Annotated in this window: 18 protein-coding genes, 2 tRNA genes and 1 pseudogene; 19 read left to right on the top strand and 2 right to left on the bottom strand. The window is 60.0% G+C overall.

From position 1 onward, the window contains the following. Nucleotides 1-420 precede the first annotated feature (420 nt). Nucleotides 421-2,094: a DNA repair protein RecN gene (recN, locus tag D7325_RS11855; RefSeq protein ID WP_120995935.1), complete on the bottom strand. Its 1,674-nt coding sequence runs from the start codon at nucleotides 2,092-2,094 to the stop codon at nucleotides 421-423. Between the two features lie 192 nt (nucleotides 2,095-2,286). Here recN and grpE point away from each other — a divergent pair, with 192 nt between their 5' ends. From grpE to D7325_RS11815, 8 genes are all read left to right on the top strand, one after another. Then, on the top strand, nucleotides 2,287-2,856 hold the full coding sequence (gene grpE / locus D7325_RS11850; RefSeq protein WP_120995934.1) for a nucleotide exchange factor GrpE: 570 nt from the start codon (nucleotides 2,287-2,289) through the stop codon (nucleotides 2,854-2,856). A 105-nt stretch (nucleotides 2,857-2,961) separates the two neighbouring features. After that, nucleotides 2,962-4,887 carry a molecular chaperone DnaK gene (dnaK, locus tag D7325_RS11845; RefSeq protein WP_120995933.1) on the top strand — a complete coding sequence of 642 codons (1,926 nt, stop codon included), beginning with the start codon at nucleotides 2,962-2,964 and terminating at the stop codon, nucleotides 4,885-4,887. A 174-nt stretch (nucleotides 4,888-5,061) separates the two neighbouring features. Further along, nucleotides 5,062-6,192 (top strand): molecular chaperone DnaJ, encoded by a 1,131-nt coding sequence (dnaJ, locus tag D7325_RS11840; RefSeq protein ID WP_120995931.1) that lies wholly within the window; start codon nucleotides 5,062-5,064, stop codon nucleotides 6,190-6,192. 64 nt (nucleotides 6,193-6,256) lie between these two features. Then, nucleotides 6,257-7,063: a 4-hydroxy-tetrahydrodipicolinate reductase gene (dapB, locus tag D7325_RS11835; RefSeq protein WP_120995929.1), complete on the top strand. Its 807-nt coding sequence runs from the start codon at nucleotides 6,257-6,259 to the stop codon at nucleotides 7,061-7,063. A 203-nt stretch (nucleotides 7,064-7,266) separates the two neighbouring features. Beyond that, complete coding sequence (carA, locus tag D7325_RS11830) at nucleotides 7,267-8,403, top strand: glutamine-hydrolyzing carbamoyl-phosphate synthase small subunit (RefSeq protein WP_120995927.1); 1,137 nt, start codon at nucleotides 7,267-7,269, stop codon at nucleotides 8,401-8,403. A gap of 30 nt (nucleotides 8,404-8,433) precedes the next feature. Further along, nucleotides 8,434-11,655, top strand: coding sequence for a carbamoyl-phosphate synthase large subunit (carB, locus tag D7325_RS11825; RefSeq protein ID WP_120995925.1), 3,222 nt, complete (start codon nucleotides 8,434-8,436; stop codon nucleotides 11,653-11,655). After that, complete coding sequence (gene greA, locus D7325_RS11820) at nucleotides 11,652-12,128, top strand: transcription elongation factor GreA (protein WP_120995923.1); 477 nt, start codon at nucleotides 11,652-11,654, stop codon at nucleotides 12,126-12,128. Before carB ends, greA begins: the two co-directional genes overlap by 4 nt. 10 nt (nucleotides 12,129-12,138) lie before the next feature. Beyond that, entirely contained in the window at nucleotides 12,139-12,543 is a 405-nt protein-coding gene (locus D7325_RS11815) for a DUF4149 domain-containing protein (RefSeq protein WP_120996140.1), read from the top strand. 4 nt (nucleotides 12,544-12,547) lie between these two features. On the opposite strand, the gene yhbY is transcribed toward D7325_RS11815, so the two are convergent. Beyond that, nucleotides 12,548-12,859, bottom strand: a complete 312-nt coding sequence (yhbY, locus tag D7325_RS11810) for a ribosome assembly RNA-binding protein YhbY (RefSeq protein ID WP_120995921.1) — start codon at nucleotides 12,857-12,859, stop codon at nucleotides 12,548-12,550. Between the two features lie 119 nt (nucleotides 12,860-12,978). Between yhbY and D7325_RS19290 the strand changes: the two are divergent. The 11 genes and pseudogenes from D7325_RS19290 to infB all read left to right on the top strand — a co-directional run. Further along, a pseudogene (locus D7325_RS19290) lies at nucleotides 12,979-13,314 on the top strand (SAM-dependent methyltransferase); the annotation flags it as partial. A gap of 137 nt (nucleotides 13,315-13,451) precedes the next feature. Then, nucleotides 13,452-15,362: an ATP-dependent zinc metalloprotease FtsH gene (gene ftsH, locus D7325_RS11805; protein WP_120995919.1), complete on the top strand. Its 1,911-nt coding sequence runs from the start codon at nucleotides 13,452-13,454 to the stop codon at nucleotides 15,360-15,362. A gap of 8 nt (nucleotides 15,363-15,370) precedes the next feature. Next, nucleotides 15,371-16,219: a dihydropteroate synthase gene (folP, locus tag D7325_RS11800; RefSeq protein WP_120995917.1), complete on the top strand. Its 849-nt coding sequence runs from the start codon at nucleotides 15,371-15,373 to the stop codon at nucleotides 16,217-16,219. An 11-nt stretch (nucleotides 16,220-16,230) separates the two neighbouring features. Then, the gene (glmM, locus tag D7325_RS11795) at nucleotides 16,231-17,568 is read left to right on the top strand and encodes a phosphoglucosamine mutase (protein WP_120995915.1); all 1,338 of its coding nucleotides are present in this window, start codon (nucleotides 16,231-16,233) and stop codon (nucleotides 17,566-17,568) included. 64 nt (nucleotides 17,569-17,632) lie between these two features. Continuing rightward, nucleotides 17,633-18,388, top strand: coding sequence for a triose-phosphate isomerase (gene tpiA / locus D7325_RS11790; RefSeq protein ID WP_120995913.1), 756 nt, complete (start codon nucleotides 17,633-17,635; stop codon nucleotides 18,386-18,388). Between the two features lie 4 nt (nucleotides 18,389-18,392). After that, entirely contained in the window at nucleotides 18,393-18,776 is a 384-nt protein-coding gene (gene secG, locus D7325_RS11785) for a preprotein translocase subunit SecG (RefSeq protein ID WP_120995911.1), read from the top strand. Between the two features lie 8 nt (nucleotides 18,777-18,784). Further along, nucleotides 18,785-18,870, top strand: a tRNA-Leu gene (locus D7325_RS11780). Between the two features lie 85 nt (nucleotides 18,871-18,955). Beyond that, nucleotides 18,956-19,032 (top strand) — tRNA-Met (locus D7325_RS11775). A gap of 124 nt (nucleotides 19,033-19,156) precedes the next feature. After that, a complete protein-coding gene (gene rimP, locus D7325_RS11770) occupies nucleotides 19,157-19,615 on the top strand; it encodes a ribosome maturation factor RimP (RefSeq protein ID WP_120995909.1) in 459 nt (152 codons plus the stop codon). A gap of 45 nt (nucleotides 19,616-19,660) precedes the next feature. After that, on the top strand, nucleotides 19,661-21,142 hold the full coding sequence (gene nusA / locus D7325_RS11765; RefSeq protein WP_120995907.1) for a transcription termination factor NusA: 1,482 nt from the start codon (nucleotides 19,661-19,663) through the stop codon (nucleotides 21,140-21,142). Between the two features lie 25 nt (nucleotides 21,143-21,167). Further along, nucleotides 21,168-23,678, top strand: coding sequence for a translation initiation factor IF-2 (infB, locus tag D7325_RS11760; protein WP_120995905.1), 2,511 nt, complete (start codon nucleotides 21,168-21,170; stop codon nucleotides 23,676-23,678). The last annotated feature ends 44 nt before the right edge of the window (nucleotides 23,679-23,722 follow it).

Raw genomic sequence — 23,722 nt, 5'->3', positions numbered from 1 at the left:
TTATCCGGTGGGCGCCGAGCACGTTGATTGCACGTTTCAGGTTGACGGAAACAGGCACTCTGGCTGCGTAGCGCACCTTGGAGATGACGTATAGAAAAACGCCTGCATCGATTGATACGGGTATTTTTGGCTGCCGCTTCGTCAGCTTGCCAGGTACTCACCGTAGGACCCGGCAACCATCGGGCACATACACCACGTTCGTAGGAGCCCGCTTGCGGGCGATGCTCTTGGAGACCGCAGCCGCGGTCGCCGATGCGAAACAATCAGCCTGTCACCCAGCGCGAATACACCTTTCCCGACCACCAGCGCTGATCTCGGTCACCGATCTAAAGGGTCAGCGTATCGGCCTGCCGCCGCATGGTCTGTTCGGGTCGCCTTTATTCCCATCACGCATTGCACGGTAGGGCATAGGCCGCCTCATCAAGCGTTGGCATCCATCACCATCTGTCTGGCGTGAGCAAGCGATTGTTCCGTCAGGTCTACGCCGCCCAGCATGCGGGCTATTTCTTCTATGCGCCCGGCCTCATCGAGGGTAGAGACGGCTGTTCGGGTCTCCGAGGTCCCGCGTGCCTTGTGCACGAAGAGATGATGATGCCCCTGTGCTGCGACCTGTGGGAGGTGTGTGACGGTCAGCACCTGGCCGCGCTCGCCAAGCCGCCGTAGAAGCTGGCCGACGATCTCTGCGGTTGGGCCCCCGATACCAACGTCGACTTCATCGAACACCAGGGTCGGGACGCGTGAGGTCTGGGCGGTGATGACCTGGATGGCCAGGCTGATCCGCGACAACTCACCGCCCGAGGCGACCTTGCTCAACGGCCGCAGCGGTTGGCCAGGGTTGGCGCTGACAAGGAATTCGATCTGCTCGCGGCCATAGGGCTGTGGCTCGTCGTTGCTGGCTGGCTTGAGATCGATGCCGAGCCGTCCGCCTGGCATGCCGAGCCGCTGAATTTCGGCTTCCACGGCGGCGGCGAGTCGCTGCGCCGCCGCTTGGCGCTCGACCGACAATTGCTCGGCTTTTTCATCGTAATGCCGCTTGTAGGACGTGAGCTCTTCCTCCAGCCGGCCGATCGCCTCGTCATCGGCGTTCAGGTTTTCCAGCTCCTCCAGCAGTCGTTGTTGCAGGCCGGGCAACTCGAATGGCTGTACCCGATGTTTACGGGCCAGAGTGTAGATCGCGTCCAGGCGCTCCTCGAGTGCCTGGAGGCGCTCGGGATCGGCATCGAAGTGGTCAACGAAGCGATTCAGCTCGCCCATCGCTTCCTCGACCTGGATCTGGGCGCTGCCCAATAGCGTGACGGCTTCGGCCAGGGCGGCGGGAGGTTGGCGAAAAGCGGTCAAGCGTTGCAAGCTGGAGGTGAGGGCTGACAGTACGTTGCCCGCATCGCTCTCGCCGCAAAGCTCGATGACCTGGCGGCAGGCCCCGAGCAACTGCTCGCTGTTGGTCAGCGTCTTGTGTTCATGCTCGAGTTGGTCGAGCTCGTTCTCGCCAAGGGCCAGGTTTTCCAGTTCCTCGAGTTGATAGCTCAGCAACTGATGCCGGGCGCGCTGTTCGTCACTGCTGCTGCTCAAACGCTCGAGCGACTGCCGCGTCTGGCGCCATCGTTGCGCGGCCAATTGCACCTGTCGGGCCAGTTCCTGGCTGCCGCTGTACTCGTCGAGCAGGCGACGATGGGTATCGGGCTTGAGGAGGGACTGGTGTTCGTGCTGGCTGTGGATATCGATCAGGCGCTCGCCGAGCGCCTTCAGGTCGCTTTGTGGGCATGGCGTGCCGTTGATGTAGCCGCGCGAACGGCCTTCTGCGGTAATCACGCGGCGGAGGATGCACGGCCCATCGCCTTCCAGGTCTCGCTCCTGAAGCCATTCGCGTGCGCTGGGAATGTCGTCCAGATCGAAGCTGGCCAGGATATCGGCCTTGTCCGCGCCGGGCCGTACGACGCCGCTGTCGGCGCGATCGCCAAGCGCGAGGCCGAGCGCATCGAGCATGATCGACTTGCCCGCGCCCGTTTCACCGGTGACCACGGTCATGCCGCGCTCGAGCTCGAGATCCAGGTGTTCGACGATGGCGTAATTCTGAACGGACAGATGGACCAGCATGGCCGGGCTCCCGTATCGATGACTGGCTATTTATACAGTCCTTTTCTTTTTCCTCGCAAGCGTCTTGCGATCGTGTCGACGGCTGGCCGGGGCGGCTCGTTCGTCCGTTGCCCTTGAACCGGACAAACCCATCCCCATATAGCCGCCATGCGCGGGCTGGTCACACCCGTATCGTATCGACAGGAGGAATGCATGGCAGACGAGCAGAAGCTGGATAACCAGGGTGCCGAGCTGAACGAGAGCGGCGACGCCGGCGTCAATGAAGATCTCGCGGCACGTGTGCAATCGCTAGAGGAGCAGCTCGCCGCCGCCCAGGATCAATCCCTGCGTGTCGCAGCCGAGCTGCAGAACATTCGCCGCCGGGCCGAGCAGGATGTCGAAAAGGCACACAAGTTCGCGCTCGAGAAGTTCGCGGGCGACCTGCTGGGCGTGGTCGACAGTCTCGAGCGTGGCCTGGAGTTGTCCAGCCCGGGCGATGAATCGATCAAGCCCATGCGTGAAGGTTTGGAGCTGACGCTGAAGCTGCTCATCGATACCCTGGCCCGCTACCAGGTGGCCTCGGTCGATCCGCATGGCGAGCCCTTCAATCCCGAGCATCATCAGGCCATGGCCATGGAAGAAAGCACCAACACCGAGCCGGGCACCGTGCTCCGGGTGTTCCAGAAGGGCTATCTGCTTCATGGACGGTTGCTGCGTCCGGCGATGGTGGTTGTCAGCAAGGCGCCGGCAGAGGCGCCACCGACCATCGACGAGAAGGCTTGAATTCCAGCCAGCGACCCCCATTTGGGAGTCAAGCGTTTCTGCTAGTCGCGGCCGAGCATCGGCGCGCATCAATCTGAAGATTTCGAGAATTTCGGAGAGCGTTACATGGGCAAGATCATTGGTATCGACCTGGGGACCACCAACTCCTGTGTCTCCATCCTTGAAAACGGCAACGTCAAGGTCATCGAGAACGCCGAAGGCGCTCGCACGACCCCGTCCATCATCGCCTACACGAACGATGGCGAGATCCTGGTGGGCCAGTCGGCCAAGCGCCAGGCGGTGACCAACCCGCACAACACGCTGTACGCGGTGAAGCGTCTGATCGGTCGTCGCTTCGACGAGGAAGTCGTGCAGAAAGACATCCAGATGGTCCCTTACAAGATCGTCAAGGCAGACAACAACGATGCCTGGGTCGAAGTGAACGGCCAGAAGATGGCGCCGCCGCAGATCTCGGCGGAAATTCTGAAAAAGATGAAGAAAACCGCCGAAGACTACCTCGGCGAGTCGGTGACCGAGGCTGTCATCACGGTTCCGGCCTACTTCAACGACAGTCAGCGTCAGGCCACCAAGGATGCCGGTCGCATCGCCGGTCTGGACGTCAAGCGCATCATCAACGAGCCGACTGCGGCTGCGCTGGCCTACGGCATGGACAAGGCCAAGGGCGACCGCACCATCATCGTCTATGACCTGGGGGGCGGTACCTTCGACGTCTCGGTGATCGAAATTGCCGAAGTCGACGGTGAGCACCAGTTCGAAGTACTCGCCACCAATGGCGACACCTTCCTCGGTGGTGAGGACTTCGACATCCGTCTGATCGACTACCTCGTCGACGAGTTCAAGAAGGAAAGCGGGATCAACCTCAAGGGCGATCCGCTGGCCATGCAGCGCCTGAAGGAAGCGGCCGAGAAGGCCAAGATCGAGCTGTCGTCCAGCACGCAGACCGATGTCAACCTGCCGTACATCACCGCCGATGCGTCCGGTCCGAAGCACCTGAACGTGAAGATCTCCCGCGCCAAGCTGGAATCGCTGGTCGAAGACCTCGTCGAGCGCACCATCGAGCCATGCCGTATCGCCCTGAAAGATGCCGGCATCGACGTCGGTGCGATCAACGACGTGATCCTGGTGGGCGGTCAGACCCGCATGCCGCTGGTGCAGAAGCGTGTCGCGGAGTTCTTCGGCAAGGAAGCGCGCAAGGACGTCAACCCGGACGAAGCCGTGGCCATGGGTGCGGCCATCCAGGGCGCGGTGCTCGCCGGTGACGTGAAGGACGTGCTGCTGCTCGACGTGAGCCCGCTGACGCTCGGCATCGAGACCCTCGGCGGGGTGATGACGCCGCTGATCGAGAAGAACACCACCATCCCGACCAAGAAGTCGCAGGTGTTCTCGACCGCCGACGACAACCAGGGCGCCGTGACCATCCACGTGCTGCAGGGCGAGCGCAAGCAGGCGGTGCAGAACAAGTCGCTCGGCCGCTTCGATCTGGCCGATATTCCGCCGGCGCCGCGCGGCGTGCCGCAAATCGAGGTGACCTTCGATATCGACGCCAACGGCATCCTGCACGTGTCCGCCAAGGACAAGGCCACCGGCAAGCAGCAGTCGATCGTCATCAAGGCCAACTCGGGTCTGTCCGACGAAGAAATCGAGCAGATGATCCGGGACGCCGAAGCGAATGCCGAGGAAGACCGCAAGTTCGAGGAACTGGCCAGCGCTCGCAATCAGGGTGACCAACTGGTTCACGCGACGCGCAAGATGGTGACCGAGGCTGGCGACAAGGCCACCGCTGAGGAGAAGGCCGCCATCGAGAAGGCGGTCGGTGAACTGGAAGCTGCCCTCAAGGGCGACGACAAGGCGGAGATCGATGCCAAGATGGCGGCGGTGTCCCAGGCTTCTACGCCGCTGGTGCAAAAGATGTACGCCGAGCAGCCGCAAGGGGGTGCCGATGCACAGGCCGGTGGCAGCAAGGACAACGCGCAGGGCGGCGCCGACGATGTGGTCGACGCGGAGTTCGAAGAGGTCAAGGACAACAAGTAAGGTACGCTTGCTTCCGCTCTAGCGACCGTCTTGGGCGGTCGTCGCCGCCACGCGGGAGTTCGCTCCCGCGTTGGCGTGTCTGGGCGACGTATTTCCGTGTGCGGACCATCATCTGCCCACGCCATCGATCGCCATGACGAGCGGAGAGCACGACTGTGAGGATTCAGGACCGATATGGCCAAACGTGATTATTACGAAGTGCTAGGCGTCGAGCGCGGCGCGAGTGAAGCCGAGCTGAAGAAGGCCTATCGCCGCCTGGCCATGAAGTATCACCCCGACCGCAATCCTGGTGACAAGGAGGCGGAGGACAAATTCAAAGAAGCCAACGAGGCTTACGAGGTACTTTCGGACGCCAACAAGCGCGGTGCCTACGATCAGTACGGACACGCTGGGGTCGATCCGAGCATGGGTGCCGGCGCGGCGGGCGCTGGCTACGGGGGCGCCAACTTCTCCGACATCTTCGGCGACGTGTTCAGCGACTTCTTCGGAGGTGCCCGTGGCAATGCCCGGGGCGGCGCCTCGCGTGGCAGTGACCTGCGTTACACCCTGGAACTCGACCTCGAAGAGGCGGTGCGCGGCACAACCGTGACCATCCGCGTACCGACGCTGGCCGAGTGCAATGTCTGCCATGGCTCGGGCGCCAAGAAAGGAACCACGCCGGTGACCTGTACCACCTGCGGTGGCATTGGCCAGGTGCGCATGCAGCAAGGCTTCTTTTCCGTGCAGCAGACCTGCCCGCGCTGCCATGGCAGCGGCAAGATGATCACCGACCCTTGTGGCAACTGCCATGGGCAGGGCCGTGTGGAAGAGCAGAAAACGCTGTCGGTGAAGGTGCCGGCCGGCGTCGATACGGGTGACCGTATCCGCCTGAGTGGTGAGGGCGAGGCGGGAACGCAGGGCGGGCCGGCGGGCGATCTTTATGTGGTCGTGTCGGTGCGTGAGCATGCGATCTTCCAGCGTGATGGCAAGCACCTTTATTGCGATGTCCCGATCAGCTTCGCTGACGCGGCGCTCGGCGGCGAGCTCGAGGTGCCGACGCTCGATGGGCGGGTCAAGCTCAAGATTCCGGAAGGGACTCAGACCGGCAAGTTGTTCCGGTTGCGTGGTAAGGGCGTGGCCCCTGTGCGCGGCGGCGCCCCGGGCGATCTGATGTGCCGTGTCGCGGTCGAAACGCCTGTGAACCTGAACAAGCGGCAACGCGAATTGCTCGATGAGTTCCGCAAGAGCTTGCAGAGCGATAGCTCGCATTCGCCCAAAGCCAGCGGTTGGTTCGAGGGCGTGAAGCGATTCTTCGGCGATTTGTGATCGATCAGCGCGCGGGCAAGGTGCCCGCGCATTCCTTCCGGTTCCTTCTTGTACAGGGAAAACGATGCGAAGAATTGCAGTGATGGGCGCCGCCGGGCGCATGGGCAAAACGCTGATCGAGGCAGTGCAGCAGACCGGTGGCGCGGCAGGGTTGACCGCGGCGATCGATCGGCCCGATAGCACGCTGGTGGGTGCCGATGCGGGTGAGCTGGCTGCACTTGGACGGCTGGGCGTGCCGCTGACTGGCGATTTGGCCCGGGCTGTCGAAGACTTTGATGTACTGATCGACTTCACTCATCCGACCGTCACGCTGAAAAATCTCGACATCTGCCGCAAGGCGGGCAAGGCCATGGTGATCGGTACTACTGGGTTCTCTGCCGACGAAAAAGAGCGATTGGCCTCGGCCGCGAAAGATATTCCCATCGTCTTCGCTGCAAATTTCAGCGTTGGGGTCAACCTCTGCCTGAAATTGCTGGATACGGCTGCCCGTGTGCTCGGCGATGAAGTCGATATCGAGATCATCGAGGCGCATCATCGCCACAAGGTGGATGCACCGTCTGGCACGGCGCTGCGCATGGGCGAGGTCGTGGCTCAGGCGCTGGGTCGCGATCTGGACAAGGTCGCGGTGTATGGGCGCGAGGGGCAAACCGGGGCGAGGCAGCGGGAGGCCATTGGATTTGCCACGGTGCGTGCGGGCGATGTGGTGGGCGATCACACCGTCCTGTTTGCGGCCGAGGGAGAGCGAGTGGAGATCACTCACAAGGCGTCCAGTCGTATGACATTCGCCAAGGGCGCCGTTCGTGCGGCGCTTTGGCTGGATGGTCGCGCCGCAGGGCTTTACGACATGCAGGATGTGCTGGGTTTGCGCTAACTCAGGAAGGGAAGCGGCTGCGCAAGCTTAAGCTGGCGCAGCGTTCGGGTGGACCGGAAGATCCTTTTTCTGTAGACTGCCCGCTTTAGTGTGTCCACTAAAAGTTACGCAGAAATGGCTCAAATAAAAAAGCGGGATGACCTTCACACGTCATCCCGCTTTTTTACAATCTGCGTATGCAGCCTTGATCTACGGGAGGTCTCTTGACTAAGCCAGCCATACTCGCCCTTGCTGATGGCAGCATCTTTCATGGCGAATCGATCGGCGCCGACGGGCAAACTGTCGGTGAGGTAGTGTTCAACACTGCCATGACCGGCTATCAGGAAATCCTCACCGATCCTTCCTACGCCCAGCAGATCGTTACATTGACCTACCCGCATGTGGGTAATACCGGTACCACCGAGCAGGATGCCGAATCCTGGCGCGTTTGGGCCGCAGGCCTGGTGATCCGCGACCTTCCGCTGTTGGCCAGTAACTGGCGTAACCGGCAATCCCTGCCTGACTACCTCAAGGCCAACGGTACCTTGGCGATTGCCGGAATCGATACCCGTCGGCTGACGCGTATCCTTCGTGAAAAAGGCGCCCAGAACGGCTGCATCCTGGCAGGTGAAGGTGCGACGGAAGAGCGCGCGCTCGATCTGGCGCGTAGTTTCCCCGGTCTGAATGGCATGGACCTGGCCAAGGAGGTCAGTGTCAAGGAGCGCTACGAGTGGCGCTCGAGTGTCTGGTGCCTGGATACCGATCGGCATGCCGAGATTCCGGCTGACGACTTGCCGTATCACGTGGTCGCCTTCGATTACGGCGTCAAATACAACATTCTGCGCATGCTCGTGGCGCGCGGCTGCCGCATTACCGTATTGCCCGCGCAGAGCTCCGCCAGCGACGCGCTGGCGTTGAATCCGGATGGCATCTTCCTCGCCAATGGCCCCGGTGATCCTGCGCCGTGCGACTACGCGATCAAGGCCATCCAAGAGATTCTGGAAACGGACATTCCAGTATTCGGCATTTGCCTGGGGCATCAGCTCCTGGCGCTGGCATCGGGCGCTTCGACGGTCAAGATGCCGAACGGGCATCATGGGGCCAACCATCCGGTACAAGACCTCAAGACCGGTGCCGTGATGATCACGAGCCAGAACCACGGTTTTGCGGTGGACGAAGCGACGTTGCCGGCCAACCTTCGCGCCACTCACAAGTCCTTGTTCGACGGCACGCTGCAAGGCATCGAGCGCACCGACAAGTCGGCGTTCAGCTTCCAGGGCCATCCGGAAGCGAGCCCCGGCCCGCATGACGTCGCGCCGCTGTTCGACCGTTTCGTCGACGCCATGGCCAAGCGCCGCTAAGCCTGCCGAGCACAGAATTCGAGAGAGACCATGCCAAAACGTACAGACATCAAAAGCATTCTGATCCTCGGCGCCGGCCCGATCGTCATCGGCCAGGCGTGCGAGTTTGACTACTCCGGCGCCCAGGCGTGCAAGGCGCTCAAGGAAGAAGGCTTCCGCGTCATCCTGGTGAACTCCAACCCCGCCACCATCATGACCGACCCGGCGATGGCGGACGCGACCTACATCGAGCCGATAAAGTGGGCCACGGTGGCCAAGATCATCGAGAAGGAGCGCCCCGATGCATTGCTGCCGACCATGGGCGGCCAGACCGCACTGAACTGCGCGCTGGACCTGGAAAAGCACGGCGTGCTGGCGAAGTTCGGCGTCGAGATGATCGGTGCCAACGCCGATACCATCGACAAGGCCGAAGACCGCTCACGCTTCGACAAGGCCATGCGTGACATCGGCCTGGCCTGCCCGGTGTCCGGCATCGCGCACAACATGGATGAAGCCTACGGCGTGCTCGACAAGGTCGGCTTCCCCTGCATTATTCGTCCGTCTTTCACCATGGGCGGCACCGGTGGCGGCATCGCCTACAACCGCGAAGAATTCGAGGAAATCTGCGCCCGCGGCCTGGATCTGTCGCCGACCAGCGAGCTGCTGATCGACGAATCGCTGATCGGCTGGAAGGAATACGAGATGGAGGTGGTCCGCGACAAGAAGGACAACTGCATCATCGTCTGCTCGATCGAGAACTTCGACCCGATGGGCGTGCACACCGGCGACTCCATTACCGTCGCCCCGGCGCAGACCCTGACCGACAAGGAATACCAGATCATGCGCAACGCCTCGCTGGCGGTGCTGCGCGAGATCGGTGTGGAAACCGGCGGCTCCAACGTGCAGTTCGGCATCCATCCGGACACCGGGCGCATGGTGGTGATCGAGATGAACCCGCGCGTATCGCGCTCTTCCGCGCTGGCCTCCAAGGCTACGGGTTTCCCGATCGCCAAGATCGCGGCCAAGCTGGCGGTGGGTTACACCCTCGACGAGCTGCAGAACGACATCACTGGCGGCCGCACCCCGGCATCCTTCGAGCCGGCCATCGATTATGTGGTCACCAAGATCCCGCGCTTCGCCTTCGAGAAATTCCCCAAGGCCGACGCTCGTCTGACCACCCAGATGAAATCGGTGGGCGAAGTCATGGCGATTGGCCGGACCTTCCAGGAATCGGTGCAAAAGGCGCTGCGTGGCCTGGAAGTGGGTGCGACGGGCTTCGATCCGAAACTGAATTTTGAAGACAGCGAAGCCGAAAGCCGACTCAAGCGGGAATTGACCGTACCGGGCGCCGAGCGCATCTGGTACGTGGCGGATGCCTTCCGTGCCGGCAAGTCGGTGGAAGAGGTGTTTGCGCTTACCAAGATCGATTCGTGGTTCCTGGTTCAGATCGAAGATCTGGTCAAGGAAGAGGAAAAGGTCAAGACGCTGGGCCTGTCGAACATCGACTTCGAGCTGATGCGCCGCTTGAAGCGCAAGGGTTTCTCCGATGCGCGACTGGCTCATCTCCTGGGCGTGACTGAAAAGAACCTGCGTAGCCATCGGCAGAAACTCAAGGTTCTGCCGGTCTACAAGCGCGTGGACACCTGCGCCGCGGAGTTCGCAACCAATACCGCCTACATGTATTCGACCTACGAGGAAGAATGCGAGGCCAATCCGAGCGATCGTGAAAAGATCATGGTCATTGGTGGCGGTCCGAATCGCATCGGTCAGGGCATCGAATTCGACTATTGCTGCGTGCACGCCGCGCTCGCGATGCGCGAGGACGGCTACGAGACCATCATGGTCAACTGCAACCCGGAGACCGTATCGACCGATTACGACACCTCCGATCGCCTGTACTTTGAGCCGGTTACGCTCGAGGACGTCCTTGAAATCGTCCGCGTCGAGAAGCCCAAAGGGGTGATCGTGCAATACGGCGGTCAGACGCCGCTGAAGATATGCCGTGCGCTCGAAGAAGCCGGTGTTCCGATCATCGGAACCAGCCCCGATGCGATCGATCGCGCCGAGGATCGCGAGCGCTTCCAGCAAATGGTCGAGCGTCTGAATCTTCGCCAGCCGCCGAATGCAACGGCACGCAGCGAGGAAGAGGCAATCGCTGCCTCCAAGGCGATCGGTTACCCGCTGGTGGTCCGCCCTTCCTATGTGTTGGGTGGTCGCGCGATGGAAATCGTCTACGAAGAAGACGAGCTCAAGCGCTACATGCGCGAGGCCGTGCAGGTTTCCAATGACAGCCCGGTTCTGCTCGATCACTTCCTGAACTGTGCGATCGAAGTGGACGTCGATGCCGTCTGCGACGGTGAGCAGGTGGTGATCGGTGCCATCATGCAGCACATCGAGCAAGCTGGCGTGCACTCGGGCGACTCGGCCTGTTCGCTGCCGGCGTACTCGTTGCCCACGCACATCCAGGATGAGATTCGTGAGCAGGTTGCCAAGATGGCGCTCGAGCTGGGTGTGGTCGGCCTGATGAACGTGCAAATGGCCGTGCAGGGCGAAGATATCTACGTGCTGGAGGTGAACCCACGTGCATCCCGTACCGTGCCCTTCGTCTCCAAGTGCATCGGTGAATCGCTGGCCAAGGTCGCGGCACGGGTGATGGCGGGGAAGACCTTGGCACAGGTAGGTTTCACGCAGGAAATCATCCCTAACTTCTATAGCGTCAAGGAAGCGGTGTTCCCCTTCGCCAAGTTCCCGGGCGTCGACCCGATCCTTGGCCCGGAGATGAAATCCACTGGCGAAGTGATGGGTGTCGGCGACAGCTTCGCCGAGGCATTCGCCAAGGCTCAGCTGGGTGCTAGCGAGGTGTTGCCGAACAGCGGATGCGCGTTCATCAGCGTGCGGGACGATGACAAGCCGATGGTGGCGGATGTCGCTCGCAGCCTTGTCTCGCTGGGCTTCGAGATCGTCGCGACTGCCGGTACGGCGAAGATGATCGAGGCTGCCGGGTTACCGGTCCGCCGCGTGAACAAGGTGACCGAAGGGCGCCCGCACGTTGTCGACATGATCAAGAACGATGAGGTGACCTTGATCATCAACACGACCGAGGGTCGCCAATCGATCGCGGATTCTTATTCCATACGTCGCAACGCGCTGCAGCACAAGATTTGCTGCACCACCACGCTGGCGGGTGCCGAAGCGATCTGTGAGGCGCTGAAGTTCGGTCCTGAGAAGACCGTGCGCCGTCTGCAGGATCTTCACGCAGGAATCAATGCATGACGAAATTTCCAATGACCGTCCAGGGCGCTCGCGCCCTGGAAGAAGAACTCAAGCATCTGAAGACCGTACTCCGCCCGCAAATCACTCAGGCGATCGCCGAGGCGCGCGAACTCGGCGACCTGAAGGAGAATGCCGAATACCATGCCGCGCGCGAGCAGCAAGGCATGGTTGAAGCGCGTATACGGGACATCGAGGGGCGTTTGCAGAATGCCCAGGTGATCGATGTCTCCGCCATCGCCCACACAGGCAAGGTCATCTTCGGCACCACCGTCGACATCGTTAACGTAGAGACGGATGAGCAGGTCAGCTACCAGATCGTTGGAGATGACGAGGCGGACATCAAATTGGGCAAGCTATCGGTCAGCTCGCCAATCGCTCGCGCCTTGATCGGCAAGGAAGAGGGCGATGCGGTGGCGGTCAAGACGCCTAGTGGTTTGGTCGAGTACGAGATTGTCCAGGTTCGCCACGTTTGAATCATTGAGGCTGCGGGCCGCCAGCGCTAGCTGGGCGCTTGCTCAGGCGTTCTGGGTCGGCGGGCTATGGTTGTTGCATTTCGTCGTGTTGCCGGGGCTCGACCGGATTGGTCTCGCCCCGCTCTTGATCGAAGAGATCGCTGCTGGCCTCAGGCCAACGCTGGTTGGTTTCGCCGGGTTTTGCGCATTGTTCCAGGCGTTATTGCTCGCTCAGGTCACCGGCTTTAGCGGCTTCTGGCGCGATCCTCGCGGGCAATTGTTGCTGGTCGTGCTTGGGTTGGCCATCGGTCATTTCGCCGGACGCACGGCACTGGTTGCATCGGGTGGGTTCTGGCCGGTCTTCAGCTACCTGTCGATTGCATTCTGCGGCGTGCTGCTCGTCTTGCAGCCCGTGCCGAACAAGGATGTCGGCTAGGGCATCACGCCTGGTTGCGATGAATGTTCGACAGCTGACGATTGGGCTTGGCGTTCTTGCGGTAGACGAGGGCGACCTTGCCGATGGTTTGCACAAGCTCGCAACGCCCGGCCTTGCAGAGTTCCTCGAGCAGACCTTGGCGAGCGTCGCGTTCAGCGATCCGGAGTTGAACCTTGATCAGTTCATGATCGTTGAGTGCTCGATCCAGCTCGGCAAGCACACCTTCCGTAAGGCCGTGTTCGGCCACGGTCAATACCGGCTTCAGGTGGTGGCCGATAGATTTGTATTCTTTTTTCTGCTCATTGGTGAGCGGCATAATTCGACACCCGGGTCGCGATGAATGAAGGGCGCCTAGTTTAACCGAGAGGTCCTAGGGCGCCCAGTGAGGTACTCGATTGCCACGGTCCAAGGCCAACCCGCGATGGTTGAAGAACAGTCGGCGATCGATCGGTGGACCTTGTGATTTCCGACATGGCCCCAATATGAGTGGGTACGGCCGCTGACCAGCCGCGCGCTATGTTCTTATATGCGCTTGCGCTGGATATGGCCGCCCGAGTGCTGGGTCCGAATGGCGATTCCTGATCAGGCCTTCCAAGGCGAGGGATTCGATGCCTACTGAGACAGGTTCGCCACAGTTCGACAACGTGATGATCCGCAAGCGGCCGTCATCTCGGGACCGCTCACGCGGAGCAGTATTTGCTGGCTCGTGGCTTCAAGGCTGGAACCGCCTACGATGGCACCATGCGTGCGATGGGCAGTCGAAGAGGGTAGTGCTGATTCATATAGGGTTACAGTAGTGACCTGAGCGGCCAGCTATGTTGTGTAGTAACGTAGCCTGGCAACCAATCGGCCGTCATGCAGATCGGGCCTTTGCCCGGCCTGCTTCAGAGGGTAGTTAATTGAACGACATGGCAAAGAATCTGATCCTGTGGCTGATCATCGCCGCCGTACTGGTGACGGTGATGAACAATTTCTCCAGCCCCAGCGAGCCGCAGACGCTGAATTACTCCGACTTCATCGAACAAGTGAAGTCCGGGAGCGTAGAGCGCGTCACCGTCGACGGTTTCGTCATCACTGGTACCCGTGCCGATGGCGGCACCTTCAAGACCATACGGCCGGCGATTCAGGATGACGGTTTGATCGGCGATCTGATCAACAACAACGTTGAAATCGAAGGCAAGCAGCCCGAGCAACAGAGCATTTGGACGCAGTTGCTGGTAGCCAGCTTTCCGATTCTCGTGATCATCGCCGTGTTCATGTTCTTCATGCGGCAGATGCAAGGGGGCGCCGGTGGAAAAGGCGGGCCCATGAGCTTTGGCAAGAGCAAGGCCAGGCTGCTGTCGGAAGATCAGGTCAAAACCACCTTTGCGGACGTCGCTGGCTGCGACGAGGCCAAGGAGGAGGTGAGCGAGCTGGTCGAGTTTCTTCGTGATCCCGGTAAGTTCCAGCGCCTCGGCGGCCGCATCCCGCGGGGCGTCCTGATGGTTGGCCCTCCCGGTACGGGTAAAACTTTGCTCGCCAAGGCAATCGCCGGCGAGGCCAAGGTTCCGTTTTTCACCATCTCGGGCTCGGACTTCGTCGAAATGTTCGTCGGTGTCGGCGCTAGCCGTGTACGCGACATGTTCGAGCAGGCGAAGAAGCATGCACCCTGCATTATCTTCATCGACGAAATCGACGCCGTAGGGCGCCATCGTGGCGCCGGCCTCGGTGGTGGGCATGACGAGCGCGAGCAGACCCTCAACCAGCTGCTGGTCGAGATGGACGGCTTCGAGATGAACGATGGCATCATCGTCATTGCGGCCACCAACCGGCCCGACGTGCTCGATCCCGCATTGCTGCGCCCGGGCCGCTTCGACCGGCAGGTGGTGGTTGGCTTGCCAGACATTCGCGGGCGTGAGCAGATTCTCAAGGTTCACATGCGCAAGGTTCCAATCGGTGACCATGTCGATCCTGCAGTGATCGCGCGTGGTACGCCGGGATTCTCCGGCGCAGACCTTGCCAATCTGGTGAACGAGGCATCGCTGTTTTCCGCCCGTGCAAACAAGCGTGTCGTCGACATGCGCGAGTTCGAGCTGGCCAAAGACAAGATCATGATGGGCGCAGAGCGCAAGTCGATGGTCATGTCCGAAAAAGAAAAGCTGAATACGGCCTATCACGAAGCAGGACATGCCATCGTTGGGCGAGTAGTGCCCGAGCATGACCCTGTTTACAAGGTGTCGATCATTCCTCGCGGGCGTGCACTTGGCGTGACGATGTTCCTGCCGGAAGAAGACCGCTACAGTCTGTCTAAGCGCGCCTTGATCAGTCAGATCTGCTCGTTATTCGGCGGCCGTATTGCCGAAGAAATGACGCTCGGTTTCGAAGGGGTCACCACTGGCGCCTCCAACGACATCATGCGGGCCACGCAATTGGCGCGGAACATGGTGACGAAGTGGGGGCTTTCCGAAAAGCTGGGGCCGCTTATGTATGCCGAAGAGGAAGGCGAGGTCTTTCTCGGACGGAGCGCGGGTAGCCAGCACGCCAATGTCTCGGCTGACACTGCGCGCCTGATCGATCAGGAGGTTCGCAGCATCATCGATCATTGCTACGGCACGGCGAAGCAGATACTTACCGATAACCGCGACAAGCTCGACATGATGGCAGAGGCTTTGATGAAGTATGAAACGATCGATGCCGATCAGATCGACGACATCATGGCGGGTCGGGTACCTCGCGAGCCGCGCGATTGGCAGGGCGGCCCAGGTGCGTCGGGTACGCCGATCCAGCCAGAGGGCGGGCGTCCTGAGGCGCCGATTGGCGGACCTGCCGGCGAGCATTAAGACGGCAAATGATCCTTCCAAAAGTATCCCGGCTGCGCTGCGGTAGCCGGGTTCTCGATTTATCCCATCCTCATGTGATGGGAATTCTCAATGTTACTCCCGACTCGTTCTCCGACGGCGGCCGTTACCAGGGCGTGGCGGCGGCGTTGCGTCATGCCGAAGCGATGGTGAGGGCCGGCGCTTCGTTGATCGATGTGGGCGGTGAGTCGACTCGTCCAGGCGCCTCGTCTGTCGGAACAAGCGAAGAGCTGGAACGTGTCGTGCCGGTGGTCGAAGCAATCGCGCGAGAGCTCGATGTTATCGTGTCGGTTGATACCTCGTCGGCTGAGGTTATGCGTGAAGCAGCTCGCGCGGGTGCGGGCTTCATCAATGATGTCCGGTCGTTAAGCCGTTCGGGAGCCATGCAAGCCGCGAAAGATACCGGGCTGCCTGTGTGCATGATGCACATGGTCGGCGAGCCCACGACGATGCAGTTGAATCCCCGCTACGAAGATGTAACTCAAGCAGTGAAGACGTTCCTTATGGAGCGCGTCGAGGCGTGTGCGCGGACCGGTTTGCCTGCTGAACGTATCGTGGTCGATCCTGGGTTTGGTTTTGCCAAAACGCTCGGCCATAACTTGACCTTGTTCAATAGGCTCGAGGACTTGGCATCGCTAGGTCATCCATTGCTAGTAGGTGTTTCGCGCAAGAGCATGATTGGTCAGGTACTGGATCGTACGGTGGACGGGCGATTGTATGGGAGTCTGGCTTTGGCGGGACTTGCAATAGCGAAGGGCGCAAACATCGTGAGGGTTCATGATGTCGCCGAGACGGTTGATGTGGTTCGAATGATTGCTGCCGTTCGAGCGGCTGAATAAGGAAGTCGACAATGGGCAGAAAGTATTTTGGCACCGACGGAATTCGCGGGCGCGTCGGTCAATATCCGATTACGCCGGATTTCATGCTCAAGCTGGGCTGGGCGGCGGGCATGGCGTTTCGGCGCCAAGGAAAGTGTCGCATTCTAATAGGGAAAGACACTCGGATATCGGGCTATATGTTTGAGTCTGCCCTTCAGGCTGGACTTTCAGCGGCTGGGGCTGATGTTCTGCTCCTCGGGCCGATGCCGACACCGGCGATTGCCTATCTCACTCGGACTTTCCATGCTGAGGCCGGTATCGTCATCAGTGCCTCGCATAACCCTCATTACGATAACGGAATTAAGTTCTTCTCTAGTCGTGGCAGTAAGCTGCCGGATGAAGTTGAGCTGATGATTGAAGAGTTGCTTGATGCGGAAATGTCGGTGGTTGACTCTGAACAGTTGGGAAAAGCGTCGCGCATAAATGACGCGGCGGGACGTTATATCGAGTTCTGTAAGAGTAGCGTTCCGACCACGACGGATCTCGCCGGCTTGAAGGTGGTGCTTGATTGCGCTCATGGGGCGACATACAAGATTGCACCGAACGTGTTTCGGGAATTAGGCGCGCAAGTCGTGACGATTGCTGCGCAACCTGACGGTCTCAACATCAATGCAGGTGTTGGTTCGACGCACGTTTCAGCACTTCAGCGGGCAGTTGTCGACGAAGGTGCCGATTTAGGCATTGCCTTTGACGGTGATGGTGACCGCGTGATGATGGTCGACCATACCGGGACGGTGGTCGATGGTGATGAGCTGCTGTTCATTATTGCACTCGATCTCAAAGAGCGAGGCCTCCTGGAAGGTGGAGTGGTCGGTACGTTGATGAGCAATCTCGGGCTCGAGTTGGCGTTGAATGCTGAGGCGATCCCCTTCGTGCGGGCCAATGTGGGGGATCGCTATGTAATGGCGGAGATGAGCGCCCGGGGCTGGCAGCTAGGCGGCGAAAACTCGGGGCATATCGTCTGCGGCCAGCATGTCACCACCGGAGACGCCATCATCGCTGCGCTGCAGGTGGTTCTGGCGCTTCGCCGCTCGGGCCAGTCATTGGCCATGGCCCGGCAGGCGTGGCAGAAGTGTCCGCAAGTGCTCATAAATGTGAAGTTGAAAGGCGGCAAGGACCCAATGTCGAGCCCAGAGGTCGCCTCGGCGTGCGATCGGATTACAGGGCTTATGGAGGGGCGTGGCCGCGTGTTGTTGCGCAAGTCGGGAACCGAGCCCTTGGTGCGTGTGATGGTAGAGGGAGAGGATGCCGGGCGTGTGCATGCTTATGCTGAAGAGCTGGCCTCGATTGTCGAAAAGAATTGCGCATGATGGGGTTGCCAGACGTGTGGGGCCGGATTAACATCTGCGCCCACTTTGATCGACGAGGTAGAGCATGCGTCGCCCCTTGGTAGCTGGTAACTGGAAGATGAACGGTACCTGCGCCAGCGTTGGCGAGCTAACTCTCTCTCTGAATGAAGTTGCTCTTCCGGAAAATGTCGATGTGGTGGTGCTGCCGCCGTATATATATATCGATCGAGTGGTTTCCGGCCTGGCAAGTAGTTTGGTAGGCATCGGCGCGCAGAATTGCTCGGTGAAGCCTGGTTTTGGAGCGCTGACCGGTGAGGTCTCAGCTGCTCAGCTGAAAGATATTGGATGTGATTGGGTTTTGGTTGGCCACTCGGAGCGGCGTATCGAGTTGGGCGAATCTGATGAGTTAGTAGCTGAGAAGGTTAGAGTTGTGCTTGATTCGGGTCTTCGCCCCATAATTTGTGTGGGCGAAGAGCTGAGTGAGCGACAGTCCGGGCGCACGCTTGAGATAGTTAAACGCCAGCTCGATGCAGTTATGCGCATCGTTGGGGTTGAATCGCTGGGCGAGGCTGTTTTTGCTTATGAGCCTGTCTGGGCAATAGGTAGTGGTCTTTCCGCTACGCCTGAACAGGCGCAGGAAGTGCATGCCGCTATAAGGGCTAGGTTGGCTGAGAATAGTGTAGAGCTCGCCGAAAAAGCGCGAATTCTTTATGGCGGCAGCGTGAAGCCAGAGAACGCACTCGAGTTGTTCGATATGGCTGACATCGATGGGGGGCTGATTGGTGGCGCCTCGTTGAAAGTGAATGATTTCAGCGCTATCTGTCGCGCTGCAGGGAACTGATCAGATGTTGCAAACTGTTGTTATCGTGGTGCATCTGCTGGTGGCCCTGGGTTTGGTTGGGTTGGTGCTTGTGCAGCAGGGAAAGGGTGCGGATGCCGGTGCATCATTTGGCTCTGGCGCTTCGGCGACAGTATTTGGTAGTCAAGGTTCTGCTACCTTTCTGAGTCGAGTTACTGGTATACTGGCCGCCGTTTTTTTTGCAACAAGTCTTGGTTTGGCGTTTTTTGCCAAGGAGCAGGCTGACGAACTTTCTCAGGTTGGTCTGCCAGATCCGGCGGTTATGGAGTTACCTGCGGACGCTAGTTCGCCTGAGGCTGGCGATGTTCCGGTAATAGAAGGTCAAGAGTCTTCGCAATCGGACATACCGGTCAAGCCGGAGAGCGAGTAAAGGTTTTTGCCGAGGTGGTGGAATTGGTAGACACGCTACCTTGAGGTGGTAGTGGCCATAGGCTGTAGGGGTTCGAGTCCCCTCCTCGGTACCAAAACAAGAAGCCCGCATTAGCGGGCTTTCTTGTTTGTCGGTTGACTGGGAATTAGCTGGGGCATATAATTTGCGCCCAGCTTTGTCGCGGGGTGGAGCAGTCTGGTAGCTCGTCGGGCTCATAACCCGAAGGTCGTTGGTTCAAATCCAGCCCCCGCAACCAGTTAAATCAAGGCCCCTTTTAAGGGGCTTTTTGTTGGCTGAAAGCCAGTCCATCGGCGCGTATAGATGGTCGTCAGGATGGGCTTCAGGCCCATTTTTCATTTTTGGCATGCGAGAGGGCATCAATGTCGAGCAAGCTAGAACAGTTGCAGGCCTTGTTGGCTCCGGTCGTGGAAGCCTTAGGCTACGTTTGCTGGGGGATCGAGTTCTTATCGCAGGGGCGTCATTCGTTACTGCGGGTTTATATCGATCATCCCAATGGCATCCTGGTGGATGACTGCGAGAAGGTGAGCCGGCAACTCAGCGGCGTTCTCGATGTCGAGGATCCTATCAGCGCTGATTACACCCTTGAGGTGTCGTCTCCAGGAATGGATCGGCCGCTTTTTACGCTGGATCAATTCGCGGCGCACGTTGGCGAGCAGGTCAAGGTGAAACTGCGTTCCCCCTTCGAAGGTCGCCGCAATTTCCAAGGCCTGCTGAGAGGTGTCGAAGACCAGGAAGTTGTCGTGCAAATCGACGGGCACGAGTACTTGCTTCCTATAGATGCCATCGATAAAGCCAACATAGTTCCCAGCTTTGAATAGCGTTGATCCCTCCCAGGGAATCGGATCACGAAAGGTGAGGCGTACATGAGTAAAGAAGTACTGCTGGTTGTTGAGTCCGTATCCAATGAGAAAGGCGTTCCAGCCGGCGTCATATTCGAAGCGCTTGAACTCGCATTGGCCACCGCAACCAAAAAACGTTACGAGGACGAGGTCGATCTGCGCGTACAGATCAATCGCCAGACCGGGGCGTACGACAGCTTCAGGCGCTGGACCATCGTCGCAGACGAGGCTTATCAGAATCCGGCCGCTGAGATCACGGTTGAGGATGCCCAAGAGGAGCATCCCGGCATTGCGGTCGGTGAGGTCGTCGAAGAAAAGATCGAATCGATCGAGTTCGGACGCATAGCTGCGCAGACGGCAAAGCAGGTGATCGTTCAGAAGGTCCGCGAGGCCGAGCGGGCGCAGATTGTGGAGGCTTATCGCGACCGCGTCGGGGAAATCATCTCGGGTACGGTCAAGAAAGTGACCCGTGACAGCGTGATCGTCGATCTCGGTAACAATGCCGAGGCGCTGCTGGCTCGCGAGGACATCATTGCGCGCGAGACATTCCGGGTCGGCGCACGCGTTCGCGCTCTCCTTAAGGAAATTCGCACGGAAAATCGTGGGCCGCAGCTGGTGTTGTCCCGTACCGCGCCGCAGATGCTTATCGAGCTTTTCCGAATTGAAGTTCCGGAAATTTCCGAGGGCCTCATCGAAGTGATGGGCGCATCGCGCGATCCAGGCTCTCGCGCCAAGATTGCAGTTCGATCCAAGGACAAGCGTATCGATCCGCAAGGCGCCTGTATCGGTATGCGGGGCTCGCGCGTCCAGGCGGTTTCGGGCGAGATCGGCGGAGAACGAGTGGACATCGTTCTGTGGGATGACAATCCCGCGCAGTTCGTCATCAATGCGATGGCCCCTGCCGAGGTGGCGGCGATCATCGTGGATGAAGATGCCCATGCGATGGATATCGCAGTCGCCGAGGACAACCTCGCTCAGGCCATCGGACGCGGCGGTCAGAACGTGCGGCTGGCCAGCCAGCTCACGGGATGGACATTGAACGTCATGACCGAAGCGGATATTCAGGCCAAGCAAGAAGAAGAGACCGGCGGCATCTTGCAGTCCTTCATCGAAGAGCTGGATGTCGATGAGGAGCTCGCTCAGGTGCTGGTGGAGGAAGGCTTCACCTCGCTGGAAGAGATTGCCTACGTCCCGATGGAAGAAATGCTGGCCATCGAAGGCTTCGACGAGGACATCGTCAACGAGCTTCGATCGCGTGCTAAGGATCGCCTGCTGACCAAGGCGATCGCTACCGAGGAAAAACTGGCGGATGCGCAACCCGCCGATGACCTGCTCTCGCTCGAGGGCATGGATAAGGAAACCGCGGTCGAATTGGCCATCCGTGGCGTGGCGACTCGCGAAGACCTGGCCGAGCAATCGATCGATGACTTGTTGGATATAGACGGTATCGATGAAGAGCGAGCCGGCAAGCTGATCATGGCCGCCCGAGCCCATTGGTTCGAATAAGTTCGCGGCCCGAGGAGAGTAATGCATGACGCAAGTCACGGTGAAAGAACTGGCCCAGGTGGTCGACACACCGGTCGAGCGACTGCTTCAGCAGATGCGTGAGGCAGGACTGTCGCACACCAGCGCCGAGCAAGTAGTGACCGATAACGAAAAGCAGGCCCTCTTGGCTCATTTGAAAAGCAGCCACGGGGACAAGCTCGAGGAGCCGCGCAAAATCACGCTACAGCGTAAGACCACCACCAAGCTCAAGGTGGCTGGCAGCAAAACCATCAGCGTCGAAGTGCGTAAGAAGAAGACTTACGTCAAGCGCAGCCCAGATGAGCTTGAGGCAGACAAGCAGCGCGAACTCGAGGAGCTGCGGGCAGCGGAAGAGGCCGCTCGACTGAAGGCAGAGGCCGAAGCGCGCGAGCAGGCGGAGCAAGAAGCACGGCGCAAAGCCGAGGACGAGGCGCGTGCCGCAGCAGTTCAAGCCGCACCGGAGCCTGCCCCTGCATCCACGCCAGCCACGCCGGAACCAGCAGTTGCCGCCCCGGCTCCTGCGGTGGAAGAGCGCAAGAAGGAAGAGCCGCGTCGCCCGGACAAGGCTCGCGGCGATGATGACGACCGTCGTGATCGCAAGCATGCGCAGCATCGCCCATCGCTGAAAGGCAAAGCCGCACCGCTGACCCGTACTGTGCGTAGCGGCGACGATGAGGCCGATGGCTTCGGGCGTCGCGGTGGTCGTGGCAAGGCCAAACTGAAAAAGCGAAACCAGCATGGGTTCCAGAACCCAACAGGACCTGTCGTGCGCGAAGTTTCAATTGGTGAAACCATTACTGTCGCCGAGCTGGCTCAGCAAATGTCCGTCAAGGCGGCTGAAGTCATCAAGTTCATGTTCAAGATGGGCTCGCCTGTCACCATCAACCAGGTGCTCGATCGCGAAACGGCACAGCTGATCGCTGAGGAGCTCGGTCACAAGGTCAAGCTGGTCAGTGACAACGCCCTGGAAGAGCAACTGGCCGAGTCGTTGAAGTTCGAAGGCGAGGCCGTGTCGCGGGCGCCCGTGGTCACGGTCATGGGTCACGTCGACCATGGCAAGACTTCGCTGCTGGACTACATCCGCCGTGCCAAGGTGGCCTCGGGCGAGGCGGGCGGGATCACTCAGCATATTGGTGCTTATCACGTCGAAACGGACCGCGGCATGGTCACGTTCCTCGACACCCCTGGCCACGCGGCATTTACCGCGATGCGTGCGCGGGGTGCGAAAGCGACCGATATCGTGATCCTGGTGGTCGCTGCGGATGATGGCGTCATGCCGCAAACGCAGGAAGCCGTTCAGCATGCCAAGGCGGCCGGGGTGCCGATCGTGGTTGCGGTGAACAAGATCGATAAGCCGGAAGCCAATCCTGACAACATCAAGAACGGCCTGGCTGCGCTCGATGTCATTCCGGAAGAGTGGGGCGGCGATACGCCGTTCATTCCGGTGTCCGCGAAAATGGGTAGCGGCGTCGACGAACTGCTCGAGGCCGTACTGCTGCAGGCCGAGATCCTCGAACTCAAGGCTACCCCTTCGGCTCCTGGCCGGGGCGTAGTGGTTGAGTCGCGGTTGGACAAGGGCCGTGGTCCCGTGGCGACCGTACTGGTTCAGGACGGCACCTTGCGTCAGGGCGATATGGTTCTGTGTGGCGTCAACTTCGGTCGCGTACGCGCCATGCTCGACGAGAACGGTAAGCCTGTGAAGGAAGCCGGCCCGGCTATTCCGGTCGAGATCCTCGGTCTAGATGGCACACCCGAGGCCGGCGACGATCTGACCGTGGTGGCTGACGAGAAGAAGGCCCGTGAAGTGGCTCTGTTCCGCCAGGGCAAGTTCCGCGAAGTGAAGCTGGCCCGCGCTCATGCTGGCAAGCTGGAAAACATCTTCGAAACGATGGGCCAGGATGAGAAGAAGACCCTGAACATCGTTCTCAAGGCCGATGTGCGTGGCTCCCTCGAGGCGCTGCAGGGCTCGCTCAACGGTCTTGGCAATGACGAAGTCCAGGTGCGGGTGGTCGGTGGAGGAGTCGGTGGTATTACCGAATCCGACGCCAACCTGGCGCTGGCGTCCAACGCCGTACTGTTCGGTTTCAACGTTCGGGCCGATGCCGGGGCGCGCAAGATCGTCGAGGCCGAAGGTCTCGACATGCGCTACTACAATGTCATTTACGACATCATCGAAGATGTCAAGAAGGCGCTCACCGGCATGCTTGGCAGCGACGTACGCGAGAACATTCTCGGCATCGCCGAAGTGCGTGATGTGTTCCGTTCGCCGAAATTCGGCGCTGTCGCCGGTTGCATGGTCATCGAGGGCATGGTGCACCGCAATCGCCCCATCCGCGTGCTGCGTGAAGATGTGGTGATCTTCGAGGGCGAGCTCGAATCCCTGCGTCGATTCAAGGATGACGTGGCGGAAGTACGGGCCGGGATGGAGTGCGGCATTGGCGTCAAGAGCTACAACGACGTCAAGGTCGGCGACAAGATCGAGGTGTTCGAAAAGGTTCAGGTCGCGCGTTCCCTCTAATCAGGACGCAATGCCCAGGCGGCAAGCTCCGGAGGCGGTCATCC

This window comes from Stutzerimonas urumqiensis, from assembly GCF_003640395.1.
In the GTDB taxonomy this organism is placed as follows: Bacteria; Pseudomonadota; Gammaproteobacteria; order Pseudomonadales; family Pseudomonadaceae; genus Stutzerimonas; species Stutzerimonas urumqiensis.
Note: the sequence above shows the minus strand (reverse complement) of the source record. Positions and strands in the feature narration are given on the sequence as shown.

Bases quoted from the DNA above. Each gene is read 5' to 3' on its own strand.
- recN (WP_120995935.1), bottom strand. From the start codon at position 2,094: ATGCTGGTCCATCTGTCCGTTCAGAATTACGCCATCGTCGAACACCTG.
- grpE (WP_120995934.1), top strand. From the start codon at position 2,287: ATGGCAGACGAGCAGAAGCTGGATAACCAGGGTGCCGAGCTGAACGAG.
- dnaK (WP_120995933.1), top strand. From the start codon at position 2,962: ATGGGCAAGATCATTGGTATCGACCTGGGGACCACCAACTCCTGTGTC.
- dnaJ (WP_120995931.1), top strand. From the start codon at position 5,062: ATGGCCAAACGTGATTATTACGAAGTGCTAGGCGTCGAGCGCGGCGCG.
- dapB (WP_120995929.1), top strand. From the start codon at position 6,257: ATGCGAAGAATTGCAGTGATGGGCGCCGCCGGGCGCATGGGCAAAACG.
- carB (WP_120995925.1), top strand. From the start codon at position 8,434: ATGCCAAAACGTACAGACATCAAAAGCATTCTGATCCTCGGCGCCGGC.
- greA (WP_120995923.1), top strand. From the start codon at position 11,652: ATGACGAAATTTCCAATGACCGTCCAGGGCGCTCGCGCCCTGGAAGAA.
- yhbY (WP_120995921.1), bottom strand. From the start codon at position 12,859: ATGCCGCTCACCAATGAGCAGAAAAAAGAATACAAATCTATCGGCCAC.
- ftsH (WP_120995919.1), top strand. From the start codon at position 13,452: ATGGCAAAGAATCTGATCCTGTGGCTGATCATCGCCGCCGTACTGGTG.
- folP (WP_120995917.1), top strand. From the start codon at position 15,371: ATGATCCTTCCAAAAGTATCCCGGCTGCGCTGCGGTAGCCGGGTTCTC.
- glmM (WP_120995915.1), top strand. From the start codon at position 16,231: ATGGGCAGAAAGTATTTTGGCACCGACGGAATTCGCGGGCGCGTCGGT.
- tpiA (WP_120995913.1), top strand. From the start codon at position 17,633: ATGCGTCGCCCCTTGGTAGCTGGTAACTGGAAGATGAACGGTACCTGC.
- secG (WP_120995911.1), top strand. From the start codon at position 18,393: ATGTTGCAAACTGTTGTTATCGTGGTGCATCTGCTGGTGGCCCTGGGT.
- rimP (WP_120995909.1), top strand. From the start codon at position 19,157: ATGTCGAGCAAGCTAGAACAGTTGCAGGCCTTGTTGGCTCCGGTCGTG.
- nusA (WP_120995907.1), top strand. From the start codon at position 19,661: ATGAGTAAAGAAGTACTGCTGGTTGTTGAGTCCGTATCCAATGAGAAA.
- infB (WP_120995905.1), top strand. From the start codon at position 21,168: ATGACGCAAGTCACGGTGAAAGAACTGGCCCAGGTGGTCGACACACCG.